The sequence below is a fragment of the Geothrix oryzae genome, from assembly GCF_030295385.1.
GTDB lineage: Bacteria > Acidobacteriota > Holophagae > Holophagales > Holophagaceae > Geothrix > Geothrix oryzae.
In genome coordinates, this window is the sequence record NZ_AP027079.1 from 2,516,381 (window position 1) to 2,529,462 (window position 13,082).

Annotated in this window: 10 protein-coding genes; 6 read left to right on the plus strand and 4 right to left on the minus strand. The window is 69.5% G+C overall.

From position 1 onward, the window contains the following. The first annotated feature begins 41 nt into the window (after positions 1-41). Positions 42-1,826, plus strand: a complete 1,785-nt coding sequence (locus QUD34_RS11555; RefSeq protein WP_286353858.1) for an acyl-CoA dehydrogenase FadE — start codon at positions 42-44, stop codon at positions 1,824-1,826. Between the two features lie 67 nt (positions 1,827-1,893). On the opposite strand, the gene QUD34_RS11560 is transcribed toward QUD34_RS11555, so the two are convergent. From QUD34_RS11560 to QUD34_RS11570, 3 genes are all read right to left on the minus strand, one after another. Then, on the minus strand, positions 1,894-3,837 hold the full coding sequence (locus QUD34_RS11560; protein ID WP_286353859.1) for a DUF6600 domain-containing protein: 1,944 nt from the start codon (positions 3,835-3,837) through the stop codon (positions 1,894-1,896). Between the two features lie 100 nt (positions 3,838-3,937). Further along, positions 3,938-4,678, minus strand: a complete 741-nt coding sequence (locus QUD34_RS11565; protein WP_286353860.1) for a hypothetical protein — start codon at positions 4,676-4,678, stop codon at positions 3,938-3,940. After that, the gene (locus QUD34_RS11570; RefSeq protein ID WP_286353861.1) at positions 4,654-5,433 is read right to left on the minus strand and encodes a TatD family hydrolase; all 780 of its coding nucleotides are present in this window, start codon (positions 5,431-5,433) and stop codon (positions 4,654-4,656) included. The genes QUD34_RS11565 and QUD34_RS11570 overlap by 25 nt, the downstream gene beginning before the upstream one ends. Positions 5,434-5,509: 76 nt before the next feature. Here QUD34_RS11570 and QUD34_RS11575 point away from each other — a divergent pair, with 76 nt between their 5' ends. The 3 genes from QUD34_RS11575 (at position 5,510) to mobA (ending at position 10,288) form a co-directional block, all read left to right on the plus strand. Further along, on the plus strand, positions 5,510-8,566 hold the full coding sequence (locus QUD34_RS11575) for a sensor histidine kinase (protein WP_286353862.1): 3,057 nt from the start codon (positions 5,510-5,512) through the stop codon (positions 8,564-8,566). A gap of 79 nt (positions 8,567-8,645) precedes the next feature. Then, a complete protein-coding gene (gene moaA / locus QUD34_RS11580) occupies positions 8,646-9,692 on the plus strand; it encodes a GTP 3',8-cyclase MoaA (protein ID WP_286353863.1) in 1,047 nt (348 codons plus the stop codon). Continuing rightward, complete coding sequence (mobA, locus tag QUD34_RS11585; protein WP_286353864.1) at positions 9,689-10,288, plus strand: molybdenum cofactor guanylyltransferase; 600 nt, start codon at positions 9,689-9,691, stop codon at positions 10,286-10,288. Before moaA ends, mobA begins: the two co-directional genes overlap by 4 nt. On the opposite strand, the gene QUD34_RS11590 is transcribed toward mobA, so the two are convergent. Next, positions 10,285-10,662 (minus strand): (2Fe-2S) ferredoxin domain-containing protein, encoded by a 378-nt coding sequence (locus tag QUD34_RS11590; protein ID WP_286353865.1) that lies wholly within the window; start codon positions 10,660-10,662, stop codon positions 10,285-10,287. The two genes, mobA and QUD34_RS11590, sit on opposite strands and share 4 nt — an antisense overlap. A 285-nt stretch (positions 10,663-10,947) precedes the next feature. On the opposite strand from QUD34_RS11590, the gene QUD34_RS11595 reads away from it, so the two are divergent. Together QUD34_RS11595 and QUD34_RS11600 are read left to right on the plus strand one after the other, a co-directional pair. Continuing rightward, positions 10,948-11,268, plus strand: coding sequence for a c-type cytochrome (locus tag QUD34_RS11595; protein ID WP_286353866.1), 321 nt, complete (start codon positions 10,948-10,950; stop codon positions 11,266-11,268). A gap of 41 nt (positions 11,269-11,309) precedes the next feature. After that, positions 11,310-13,040 carry a DUF3373 family protein gene (locus tag QUD34_RS11600; RefSeq protein WP_286353867.1) on the plus strand — a complete coding sequence of 577 codons (1,731 nt, stop codon included), beginning with the start codon at positions 11,310-11,312 and terminating at the stop codon, positions 13,038-13,040. Positions 13,041-13,082 lie beyond the last annotated feature (42 nt).

The following is a 13,082-nucleotide window of genomic DNA, read 5'->3' on the forward strand; positions in this document are numbered from 1 at the left end:
CTCCCGCCCATCGTGATCCCTACCCAATCTGGAGGACAGAGATGAGCACCACCGCTGCAGAGCAGGTCAAGGGGGGCAGTTTCCTCATGACCCCCATCGGGGCCCTGCCCCAGTTCACCCCCGAGGAATTCGGCGACGATGCCAAGGAATTCGCCCGGGCCGCCCGGGATTTCATCCAGGGCGAAGTGCTGCCCCGGGATGAGCAGATCGACAAGCTGGACCTCCCCCTCACCATCGAGCTCATGAAGAAGGCCGGCGAGCTGGGGCTGCTGGGTCTGGAGATCCCCGAGGCCTACGACGGCATGGATGTGGACAAGCGGTCCGCCATGCTCGTGCTCGAGGAGATGAGCAAGCAGGGCAGCTTCGCCGTGAGCTACAGCGCCAACACCGGCATCGGCACCCTGCCCATCGTCTACTTCGGCACCGAGGCCCAGAAGAAGCATTACCTCCCCAAGCTGGCCACGGGCGAATGGCTGGCCGCCTACGCCCTCACCGAGGCCGGCAGCGGCTCCGATGCCCTGGGCGCCAAGGCCACGGCCGTGCTGGATGGCGACAGCTGGGTGCTCAACGGCACCAAGATGTGGATCACCAACGCCGGTTTCGCCGATGTCTTCATCATCTTCGCCAAGGTGGACGGTCAGCACTTCAGCGCCTTCATCGTCGAAAAGAACGACCCCGGCATCAGCACGGGAGCCGAGGAGAAGAAGCTCGGCATCAAGGGCAGCTCCACCCGCACCGTCATCCTGGAGAACTGCCGCATTCCCAAGGACCGCCTGCTGGGCGAGCTGGGCAAGGGCCACAAGATCGCCTTCGGCATCCTCAACATCGGCCGCTTCAAGCTGGGCGTGGGCAGCCAGGGCGGCATGAAGCGGATCCTTGAATACGCCATCAAGTACACCTCGGAGCGCCAGCAGTTCGGGAAGCCCATCAACTCGTTCGGGCTCATCCAGCAGAAGCTGGCGGACATGGCCACCAAGATCTTCGTCTGCGAGGCCCTGAACTTCCGGACCACCGGCTACATCGACGAGGCCCTGCACGCCACCAGCTGGGACAGCCCCACCGCCGGCGCCGACAAGATGGCCGCCATCGACCAGTACACCATCGAGTGCAGCATCTCCAAGGTGTGGGCCAGCGAAGCCCTCTTCTCCGTGGCGGACGAAGCCGTGCAGGCCTTTGGCGGCTACGGCTTCAGCGCCGAGTACCCCCCCGAGAAGGCCCTGCGCGACTGCCGCATCAACCGCATCTTCGAGGGCACCAACGAGATCAACCGCCTCCTCATCGCCGGCACGCTGCTCAAGCGCGCCATGAAGAACGAGCTGCCCCTCATGCAGTTCGGCCAGCAGGTGGCCAAGGAGATTTCGAACCCGCCCAAGGCCGAGAGCTTCACGGGTCCCCTGGCCCGCCTGAAGCACGGCGTCGAGCTCAGCAAGCGCCAGTGCATGCTGGCCGCGGGCCTCGCCGTGCAGGTGCTGGGCCAGAAGCTCATCGACAACCAGGAGGTCATGGCCCGCATGAGCAACATGCTCATGGAAATCTACGCCATGGAGAGCGCCGTGGTGCGCGCCGAGCGCATGGTCGAGTCCGGCCACCGCTGGGCCCAGATCGCCCGGGACATCACCGAACTCTATGTCAACGAGAGCTGGCACAAGGTCCACGGCGACGCCCGCATGCTCTGCGCGGATGTGGTCGAGGGCGAGGCCCTGCGGCACGCCCTGGCCGGCGTGAGGGCCTTCACGGAGTTCCACCCCACCAGCAGCGCCCGCCTGCGCGGCCGCATCGCCAGCGAACTGATCCAGAAGGGAAGCTACCCGGTCGATGTGATCTGATCCCGTCCACCCGCGGCGGCAATACAGAAGGGGCCCCGATCGGGGCCCCTTCTGTATTGCGGAGGGATCAGCGCCGGATCTCGCGCCCCCCGCCCCGGCCCTCGCCGCCGGAGGGACGGGAAGGCGCCGGCTCCGAACGGGGCTCGGGAGCGGACTCCCGGGGCCTCTCCCGGGGCGGCTCGGCCCGGGGCGCGGGCCGGGATTCCCGTTCCACCTGCCGCGGCTGTGGATCGGGCCGCCGCTCTTCCCGGTTGATCTGGGGGCGGGATTCGATCGGGCGGGATTCTGCGGGCCGGGACCGGGGGGCCACCTCGATGCGCCGCTCTTCCGCGGGGCGCGGCTCGACGGTGCGTTCGCGCGGACGGGGCTCCACGGTCCGCTCCCGAGGGGCCGGATCCACCCGCCGCTCCTCGGTCCGGGGACGGGATTCCACACCCCGGTCCCGGGGGGCCGGGTCGACGCGGCGATCCTGCGGCGTGGCGACCTCGCGGCTGCGGTCTGCGGGACGCTCCTCGTGGACGCGCTCGCGCGGGCCCAGGGGGCGCTCGGAACCCTGGATCCGGCTGCGATCTTCAAAGGGCGCCCGGACGCCGCCGCCCACCGGGGAACCGGGGCGGGCATCCCCGGCGGGTCCCACCGGCGCGGGGGCGCGTCGGATGATGGTGCGTCCTGTGGTGGCCTGGGCCTGGCGCTCGTAGGCCATCAGGCGGTCCCGGTTCACATCGCGCTGGAAGGCCGACTGCATCTGACCGGGATTGCGGAACTCGGCCTGGGAGACGACCAGGGGAGAGCGCTGCCAGGGCGCGCGGAGGTCCCGGCCGCCCCCTGTCCAGGTGGTGCCGCCGGTGGCGCCGTTGAAGCCCCGGAGGACCGTCGCGTCCGAGTAGATGCGCGTGTGCACATGCGGTGCGTTGATGTAGTTGATGGACACGACATTCCAGGCGTAGCCGCCGCCCCAGGCGCCGTAGCCCCAGTGGCAGGGCGTGTTGTAGTAGCCCAGGGGCGCCCAGCCGTAGTAGCCGGGCGTGTGGTTCCAGGCTACCCAGGCGGGACTGTAGTAGACGCCGGGGATCCAGAACCAGCCCACACCCAGGCTCCAGTGCCAGCGGCCGTGGTGGTAGGCCACATAGGCCCAGGGCTCGTCGGAGACCCAGGTCATGCCGCCCGAGTAGGGGGCCCAGCGGCCCTGGTAGTAGGGGCGCCAGTCCTCGGCGACGCCGTTGGGCTGCCAGACCCAGCCGAACTCGCCGGAATTGACCCAGCGGCCATGGTCGTCGAGGTCGTCGGCGTAGTAGCGGATCTCGGAGGGGACGCGGTCCCAGCTCTCGCCGCGCTTGATGACCACCGCGCGCTCGCTCCACCGGTCGAAGTCGTCGCCATCGTAAGTGTTGAAGCTGCGCACCCGGTCCAGGCCGTCCTGGGGGCTGTACACCGTCAGGCGCTCCCCGGCGGCGACGCGGGCTTCGCCCCGCTCATTGGCGAAGGTCACCCGGCCGGTGTGGACCTTCAGACGGACGATGCGGTCCCGCTCGGCCTCCACCGTGAAGGCGCCCTTGTCGAAGCAGGTGGCCGTGCCCGAGGGCGTGTCCACCCGGAAGCGCGCGTCGGACTGCCCGCCCAGCAGCACGCGGAGCCGGCCGTAGTCCAAGCGGAGCAGCACCTGTTTTTCGCCCTTGCGGTCGGTGAAGAGGGTCGCGACAGTGAAGCGCGTGGCGCCGCCGAAGGCGATCCGGGTGCCGTCCCCCAGTTGCAGAACGCCACGACCGCGGCTTTCCACGACATCGCCCTCGGCGATGGGGGTGCCCCGGCTCAGGGTTTCATCGAGGTCGCCCTTCCGGATGCGGACATCCCCCTCCAGGGCCCGCACCATGGCGTAGCGTTCCGGGGCCTCGCCCTGGTAGGTGTCTTCGTCGGCCGGGGCCGAGACTGGGGCCTGGGGTGCGGCGCTCACGAAGGCCGCGGGAAGCAGGAGTGCCGCTGCGAGCCGGGTAGAGGTGAAGGTCGCGTTCATGGAGCCTCCGCTGGAATGGAATGCCGGGACCCTAAAGGTCGGTTCCGGGGAATGAGACAGCCAGGGTCGTGCCAGTTCCTAAGTCTTCAGTCTTCAGTCTTCAGTCTTTGGGAAAGGGCGCGAGGGCGGTGCCGGCCTTGGGCGGATCCGGGTGGGGCCCCAGGGCGGCCAGCCGGGGCAGCAGGCCCATCCAGGGGATCGACCACTGCCGGGGCGCGCCCTTCTCCACATCGCCCGCCGCCACCTCCAGCCGATCGGGGAGGAAGCGGATCCGCAGGTCCCTCCCCGGGGGCAGCGGCAGGTGGATCACCCGGGCCGTGGCGGGATGCACCACGCTGAGAAATCCCTCGCCATCCTCCAGCACCCAGAGCAGGCCCCGGAGGAAGGGCCGGAAATCGTCCGCGCACCAACGCAGGTTGCCGAATCCCCCGGTCAGGGCGGAATCCGTGGGGAACCCCCAGGCGCCCGAGGGTGCCGCCAGGGGGACGCCCCCATCCCGCCAGGCCCGCAGGGGGCGACCGGGCAGGCCGATCTGCAGGCGGATCAGACCCCGCGCATCGCTGATCCGGAGGGTGCCGTCGCCGGACAGGTGGATGATCATGGGCCCGCTGGAGGCTTCGGGCAGGGCCGCCCCTCCCTGGATCGTTCCCTGGGGCGCCACCCAGGGCTCCGCCTGCCAGCCGAGGGGGGAGGCATGCTCCCACGGCAGCGAGGGGCGTCCCGGCACGGGGGCCGCCTCGCCTTGCCCTGACAGCGGCCCTGGCAGCGGAGGAGGGGCGGCCGCCAGAATCGGGCCGGCGGCCAGGGCCGCAGCGCTCAGGAAGAGGGTGCCCAGCCGCACAGGGCCTCCAGGTTGCGGGTGGTGAGGTCGGCGAGCTTCCCCGCGGAGATGCCCCGCAGTCCGGCCACGGCTTCAGCCGTGAAGCGCACGAAGCCGGGTTCGTTGGGTTTCCCGCGGTACGGCACTGGGGCCAGGAAGGGGGCGTCCGTCTCCACCAGGATGCGGTCCTCCGGCGCCCAGGCCGCCACCTCGCGCACCGCTTCGGCCTTCTTGAAGGTGGCGATGCCCGAGAAGCTCAGGTAGAAGCCGAGGTCGAGGGCCCTGGCCGCGAAGGCGCGGTCTTCGCTGAAGCAGTGGATGATGCCCTTCACCCGATCGGCGCCCTCCTCCTCCAGGACCCGCAGGGTGGCCTCCGGCGCGGACCGCGTGTGGATCATGAGCGGTTTGCCCAGGGCCAGCGCCAGGCGGATCTGGGCCCGGAAGACGGCTTCCTGCTCGTCCCGGGGGCTCAGGTCGTAGTGCCAGTCCAGACCCGTCTCGCCGATGAAGCGGACCGAGGGATCCGCCGCCAGGGCCGCCAGGGCGGCCCCGGTTTCCGGGGTCCAGGTCTTCGCTTCGTGGGGATGCACGCCCAGGCTCGCCTGGACGCCTGGCAGCCGGTGGGCCAAGGCCAGCACCACGCTGGAGTCTTCCAGATCCGTGCCCACGGCGATGAACCCGGTCACCCCCTCGGCCCGGGCGCGGGCCAGCGTGGCCTCGATCTGGTCCTGGGCCAGGTAGCTCCCCGTGAGATGGCAGTGCGCGTCCACAAGCATGCTTTCATAGTCCCATGCCACACCGGAATCACGCCAAGCCCCTTGCGTGCCGATGGTGTCTCCACAGATAAGAACCATGCTCCCTCGACGCACCACCCTCCTCTGGCTTTGGCTGGGCTTCACCACGGTCATCCTGCCCCTCTTGGGACAGCAGCCCGCCTTCCGCCGCTATGGCCTGAGGGACGGCCTCCCCCAAAGCCAGGTCACCGCCCTGCTGGAGGATCGCCAGGGCTTCCTTTGGGTGGGCACCAACACCGGCGGCGTGGCGCGGTTGGGAGCCTCGGGGTTCCGGACCTTCGCCGGGCCCCAGGGGCTCAAGGCCCTGTTCATCCGGGGACTCATGGAAGATGCCTCCGGCGGCATCTGGGTCGCCAGCCAGGAGGGCGTCTCTGAAATCCGCGGTGAAACCGTCCTGAACTACGGCCCGGCCCAGGGGCTGGAGACTTCCGATGCCGTCGCCCTGGGCCTGGACGATCAGGACCGCGTGCTGGTGGGCACCCGCCGGGGCCTGTTCCGGCTGGAGGCGGGCCGCTTCCACACCGTGCAGCTGCCCGCGCCGTGGCCCGGCGGACCCATCCGGCGGCTGGCCCGGGACCACGCCAAGGGGCTTTGGATCGTGGGCCAGGACACCTTCGTCGCCCGCTGGGATGCCCAGGGCCTCCACCCGTATCCCCTGCCGCCCCTGCCCGCCGAGACCCGCATCCGCGACCTGCAGGTGGATCCGAAGGGGCGGGCCTGGCTCCTGCTGGACACGGCGCTTCTGCGCATGGAGCGAGGTCAGTGGGTGAAGGAGCCGCTGGAGGGCCTGCCGCCTTCCCCCCGCATGGTCAGCCTGCGCTTCGATGCGCGGGGGGGCGGCTACCAGATCACCCTTGGCGGCGATGGCGTGCTGGTGAAGGAGGACGGCCAGCATGCCCGGCTGCTGACCGCCGCCATGGGTCTGCCGAGAGACCGCATCTTCGTCGCCATGCGCGATCGCCGCGGGGTGCTCTGGGTGGGTTCCGACGGCGACGGCCTCGCGGCTCAGGCGCTGCCCGGGCTCTGGACCGTGGACGGCACCGCCCAGCTGGCGGGCAAGGACCTGGCCGCCGTCACCGCCGTGCAGGAACTGGGCGCTGGACGCTACCTCCTGGGCTCCAGCACGGGCCTCTACCAGGTGGACGAGGGGCGGGGGCTCACCGGGCACTGGACCACCGCCAACGGCATGCCGGCCAACCCGATCTGGGAGCTGCTCCAGGACGGGAGCGGCGGCGTGTGGGTGGGCACAGACCGCGGCCTCGCCCACTGGAAAGCGGGACGCGTGGCTTCGGCCGGCCCGAAGGAGATGTCCCGGGTGGCCGTCCTGACCCTGATCCACCATGCCGGAACGATCCTCGCCGGCACCGATCAGGGACTCTTCGAACTCGACCTCCAGGGTCGCCTGCGGGCCCACCTCCGCCTGCCCCCGGAGATCGGAGAGGAGTCGATCCCCGACATCCTCCCCTACCAGGGCCGCCTGCTGCTGGCCACCTCGTCGGGCCTCTGGGAGCGCGTGGATGGCCGCCTCCAGCGCACCTTCACCGACGCGCCCTTCGCCGCCTCCACGGTGACGGCCATCAGCCTGGACGCGCGCGGGCGCCTCTGGATCGGCACCATGAAGGGCCTGCATGTCTGGATGGACGGCCACTGGGCGAGCTTCGGCATCGCGGACGGCCTGCCCGACGAAGGCATCAACTTCATCGTGGATGTGGGTCAGGGGCGCGTGGCCATCGGCCACAACAAGGGCGTGACCTTCCTCGAGGGCCGCTCCCTGCACCACCTGAGCCGAAGCCAGGGCCTGATCTCCGAAGAGACCAACCACGACGGGTTCCTGCTGGATTCCAAGGGGCGCTTCTGGATCGGCATGATCGGCGGAATCTGCATCCTGCAGGATGTCCGGACCTTCCGGAACGCCCCCCTGCCCGCGCCCGCCCTGCTCGAGGTGCGCTGGCCGGGCGGATCCCAGGTGCCCCCGCTCACCGTCCAGGTGCCGCCCCGCCCCGACTTCCTCGATCTCAGCTTCGACACGGGGGATCCCCTGGTGCCCTCCCGGATCTCCTACCAGGCCTACCTGCAGGGCGTGGACGACGGCTGGCGGCCCGTGAGCCAGAGCCTCACGCTCCAGTACCGGAACCTCAAGGCGGGCTTCTACCGGTTCCACCTCCGGGCCTCCACCGATGGCGTGACCTGGACCGAGGGCACCCCGGTCTCCATCGAGGTGGCGCCGGCCTGGTACGAGCGCTGGCTCGTGCGGGGCCTGCTGGGCCTCGCCCTCATCGCCCTGCTCGGCTGGATCCTCTGGCTGCGCGTCCACGCCCTCGCCCAGCGGGCCCGGAACCTGGAAGAGACCATCGAGGACCGCACCCTCCTGCTCGCCCGCCAGAACCGCGCCCTGGAGCAGGCCCACCAGCAGATCAAGCGCAGCCTGGAAGAGCGGCTGAAGCTGCTGGACATGGTCACGCACGATCTCCGCTCGCCGCTCACCACGATCCTCCTCACCCTCGACCGCCTGCACGACCTCGTCCCCGGCCACACCAATCTCCTCGATGTGATGGAGCGGGAGGCCAACCGCATCGAGGCCCTGGCGCGGAACCTGCTCGACCAGAGCCGGTCCGAGGCGCTGCTCCAGAGCCTCAAGCTGGTGCCGATCCCGCCCGCGGAGGTCACCGAAGGCTTCGAGGAGGTGCTTCGGCTCAAGACGGAGGCCGCGGGCCTCCACTTCCACCTGGAGATCTCCCCCGAGACCGAGCGGGTCGACATCCTGGCCGATCCCGCCACCCTCCAGCAGGTGATGCTCAACCTCTTCGAGAACGCCCTCAAGTTCACGCCGGAAGGCGGCCAGGTGGGCCTCCGGTCCACGGTGGACCGGGCCGGGGCCGCCTGGGTCCTCGAGGTCTGGGACACGGGCCGCGGCCTGGATCCGGCCAAGATCCAGGAGCTGCTCCAGCCCTTCGGACAGACCCAGGCCGGGGACGCCGCCAAGGGCTGGGGGCTGGGGCTCTCCATCTGCCAGAGCATCGTCGATGCCCACCACGGCGAGCTGAAGATCGACAGCGAACCCGGCCAGGGCGCGCGGTTCCGGGTGGTCCTGCCGCTCTGCCCCGAAACCCCCTGACCCCGGGGCTGTGATCGAGGGCAAAACCGCCGCGCGGCTTCCGGCCACTCCGCGCATGCTGGATGGATCCGGAGCGCCCGTGCTTCCCCCCTTCCCCTTACCGCCGACCAGCCAGCCCCCCCGCATGCTGCGGCTCAAGGACGGTCTCAAGGATGGCCTGGACCGGGGCATCACCTACCTGCGCGTGTCGGTGACGGAGCAGTGCAACCTGGCCTGCGTCTACTGCAAGCCGCGGACCGGCGCCCTCGAGCGCGCCGAGCCCCCGGTCATGAGCCGCAACGAAGTGGTGCAACTGGTGAAGGTGTTCACCCGCCTGGGCATCCGCAAGGTCCGGCTCACCGGCGGCGAGCCCCTGATGCGCCGCGACCTGGAGACCCTCGTGGCGGGCATCAGCCCCGAGGTGGAGGGCCGCGTGCACCTCACCACCAACGGCATCCACCTGGCCCGCCGGGCCCGGGGCCTGCGCGATGCCGGACTCTGCGGGGTGAATGTGAGCCTGGACGCCGCGGAACGCGGCGCCTTCGAGCGCCTCACAGGGAAGGATGGCCTCGCCAAGGTGCTCGCGGGCCTCGAGGCCGCGCGGGCCGCGGGTCTCAAGGCCAAGCTGAACGCCGTGGTGCTGCGGGGCTGGAACGACGACCAGATCCTCCCCCTGGCGCGCCTCGCCCGGACCGAGGGGATCCAGGTCCGCTTCATCGAGTTCATGCCCTACCAGGGCAATGGCTGGGGCAAGGACCAGTTCATGCCCGCCGACGAGATCCTCCGCACGGTCCAGGAAGGCCTGGGCACCGGGCTGGAGGAAGAGCCCGTCGTGGGCCTGGAGGAGGGCCCCGCGCGGATCTTCCGCCTGTCCGGGAGCGAAGGCAAGGTGGGCGTCATCTCCACCCTCAGCGCCGATTTCTGCGACCGCTGCAACCGCGTGCGCCTCACCAGCCGCGGGGAGCTGAAGGCCTGCCTCTTCGGGAACAAGCCCGTGGGCCTGCTGGAGCCCCTGCGGAACCACGCCTCCCACGAGGAACTCGCCCACCTCATCCGCCAGGCCCTCACCGAGAAACTGGACTGCCACCCCATGCGCCGCGGACAGACGCCCGAGTTCGCCCAAGGCATGTGGCAGGTCGGCGGATGACCTCCGGAGAGGCCGGCCTGCTGCTCCTGAGCGGGGGGCGCAGCCGCCGCATGGGCGCCGCCAAGCACGCGCTGGCGCACCCGGAGGGAGGCACCTGGGGGGGGCACCTCGCGCGGGTCTTCGAGTCCGTGTTTCCAGGAGCGCCGATCCGGGTGCTCGGCGCCCCGCTGTCCGACCGGCCCGACCTGCCGGTCTTCGACGACCCCCGCCAGGGGCCGGCTGCGGCCCTGCGGACCTGGGCTTTGACCGAGGCCGCCTCGCCCCGGCGGTGGTGGGTGGTGGCCTGCGACCAGGTGCGCTGGACTCCGGAACGGCTCGCAGCCTGGGCGCGGCGGGCCGAAGCCGCGGATCCCGAGGCCACCCGCTGGGTGCTGGCGCAGCACGGGGGCCATCTCCAGCCCCTCGGCGGGTGGCTCCCGGACCGTTTCCGGCCCCGCCTCGCCGCCGCGCCGCATCGGTCCCTCATGGCCCTGACGGAAGCCCTGCCCCATCTCCTCCTGCCCTGTGACGGGCCCGAGTGGATCGATGTGGACACCCCGGAAGAGCGGCAGGAGTTCGAGGCGGAAAACCAGTCCGACCGCCAGTCCGGCCGCTAGCCCAGGCGCTTGCGCACCAGCCGCTCCACCGGCACGCCGCCCTTCAGGTGGCTTTCGATGATTTCGGGCACATCCGCGGGCGTGACATGGGCGTACCAGATGCCATCGGGGTAGACGAGCACCGCGGGACCGATGGCGCAGAAGCCCACGGAGCCACAGTGCAGGCACTGCACCTCGCCCTCCCGGTTGCCCTTGTAGAACAGCAGCCCCTCGTCGATCAGGTGGGCCTTGAAGGCTTCCAGCACCGCCTCGGAGCCGTTGGCGGAGCAACTCTTGGAGGTGCACACCAGCACCTGCCGCTTCAGCGCCGGGCCCATCACGGGGGTCACGGCGGCATCCTGCTCGGGCGTGGGGAGGGAACGGGATTCATCCATGGGGCCAACCTCGGATCCCCACGATAGCAGCCCTGTCTCCGGCCGGCTGGAAGGCTCCAGATCCATGCCAATCGAGGGTTTGGAATCAAATTACTTAGTGGTTATTTAATTAATAGTGATCATAGTCACGAACGACTTGACCTCGTTGTCCACCCTATCATCCTCAATGGCGAGATCCTTCCGCGTCCCTCCGCCGAGGCACCGCGGAAACCCTGAATTCAGCGTCTTCCCACCTCGGGATGGCGTCGCCCTGCCCCCAACTCTCCCCCAGAAAGGATGTGCTCCATGCGGAACACCCTGAAGCTCCTCGCCGTGGTCGCGGCGCTATCGGCCTCGCTGGCCGCCCAGGGCGGCAGCGACACCAAGGGCAAGTTCTTCTTCAAGAAGAACTGCAAGTCCTGCCACGCCCCGGGCGGCAGCGCCAAGGAGATCACGCCCCTCTCCAAGACCCAGGCCCAGTGGAAGGCCTACTTCGCCGCAGGCAAGCACAAGAAGGGCGCCGAGAAGCTCGACGGCCTGCTGAAGCCCGAGCAGGTCAAGGATGTCCAGACCTTCCTCGTGAACCACGCCTCCGACTCCCCGCAGCCCGAAACCTGCGGCGGCTGAGCGTCTCGCGCCCCTGCCCTGAACCCTTCCCCGGAGCTTCCATGAAACCCTCCCGCATCATGCTCGCCCTGGTCGCCATGCTGGCACCCGCGGCCCTGAGCGCCCAGTCCAACGAGGATCTGCAGAAGCAGATCGAACAGCTCAAGACGCAGCTGAAGGCCATCGAGGAGAAGGCCGCCACCGCGCAGGAAGTCGATGCCCGCCTGGTCAAGGTCGAGACCAAGGTCGCCGGCGACAACATCCAGTGGGGCGGCGATCTCCGCACCCGCTTCGAGTCCAGCGAGTGGCACTTCAAGCCCTACCAGCAGTTCATGGGCTTCGCCCAGAGCGCCGGCTATCCCGGCCCCCTGCCTCCGGGCTACGCGTACCCCTTCGTGCCCCTCACACAGAATTCCCCCGCCCAGGACTGGACCAACTCCGTCCAGTGGTCCACCCGTCTGCGCCTCAAGCTCGGCATCACCATCAACGAGCACGCCAAGATCATGGGCCGCCTGACGATGTACAAGGTCCACGGCGGCGCGGATGTCCCCACCTTCAACGGCTCGCCCAACACCGTCCAGAACTCCTTCAACAGCGCCAAGGTGCCGGGCACGGATGTACTCCGCGTCGAGCGCGCCAGCCTCGTCTACGACTTCCCGGTGGGCGTCCTCTCCATCGGCCGCCAGAACACCTCGGACGGCCCCCCGTTTGAAGTGAAGGATGGCGTGGAGCGCCAGGCCACCCCGCAGGCCCTGGCCGTGAATGCCATGGTGGATGGCATCGGCTTCAAGTTCCACCTCGACAAGCTCGGCCTTCCCGAAGGAACGCTGCTGGGCCTCTGCTACGGCGTGGGCTACGAGTCCGGCTTCGGTGGCGGCGGCAATGTGAAGGCCAGCGCGGCCCCCGTGGGCTTCAACTTCACCAATGTGAACTGGACGCCCCAGGGCCCCAATGCCTCGGCCGCCACCCTGCAGGTCGCCAGCATCGGTCCCCTCAAGGACAGCACCGTGCTGGGCGCCATGTACGACATGCCCCTGCTCTTCCAGATCGGGGACACGGTCAGCAGCACGAACCTCTACATCGGCTACAACCGCATGGGTAATCTCACGGACATCCCCTTCGGCAGCACCAACAACTTCCCCGTGCCCGCCATGCCCGGCATGGGCGGCATGCCCGCCATCCAATATGTCACCGCCACCAACAACCTGGGCGACATCGACCAGTGGACCGCCACCTGGAAGCATAAGGTCGGCGACAGCTTCACCTACTTCGCCAGCTACGGCCACATCAAGAGCCTGCCCAACGGGAAGATGAGCCAGTACGGCGCCTATTGGACCATGCCCGCGGCCTTCGGCGGCCAGACCCAGCAGCTCGCCGGCTTCGGCGGCCTCCTGGGCGACGCCAACAAGAGCCAGACCGCCAGCGCCTACTATGTGGGCATGCGCTGGGATGCCACCGAGAAGCTCGGCTTCGGCGCCGAGTTCAACCACGGGTCCCCGCGCTGGTGGACCTACAGCCCCGCCACCGGGGAAGCCACCGAGAAGCTCGGCACCCGCGGCGATGTGTGGGAAGGCTACATCCACTGGCAGTTCGCCAAGAACGCCGCCTTCCGCCTGGGCTTCCTGGACTACAAGTACAGCCACGCCTTCAGCGGGTGGCACATCAGCCCCGGGCCCTCCATGCCCGGCCAGAGCTGGGAAGATGCCTACGACCTGAACAAGAACCCGATGCTGCAGTACGGCTTCCCCGCCTCGGTGAAGTCCACCTACGCCTCCATCGAGGTCAAGTTCTAGACACCGCCCCACCGGGCCGGAGGGGCGACCCTCCGGCCCGGC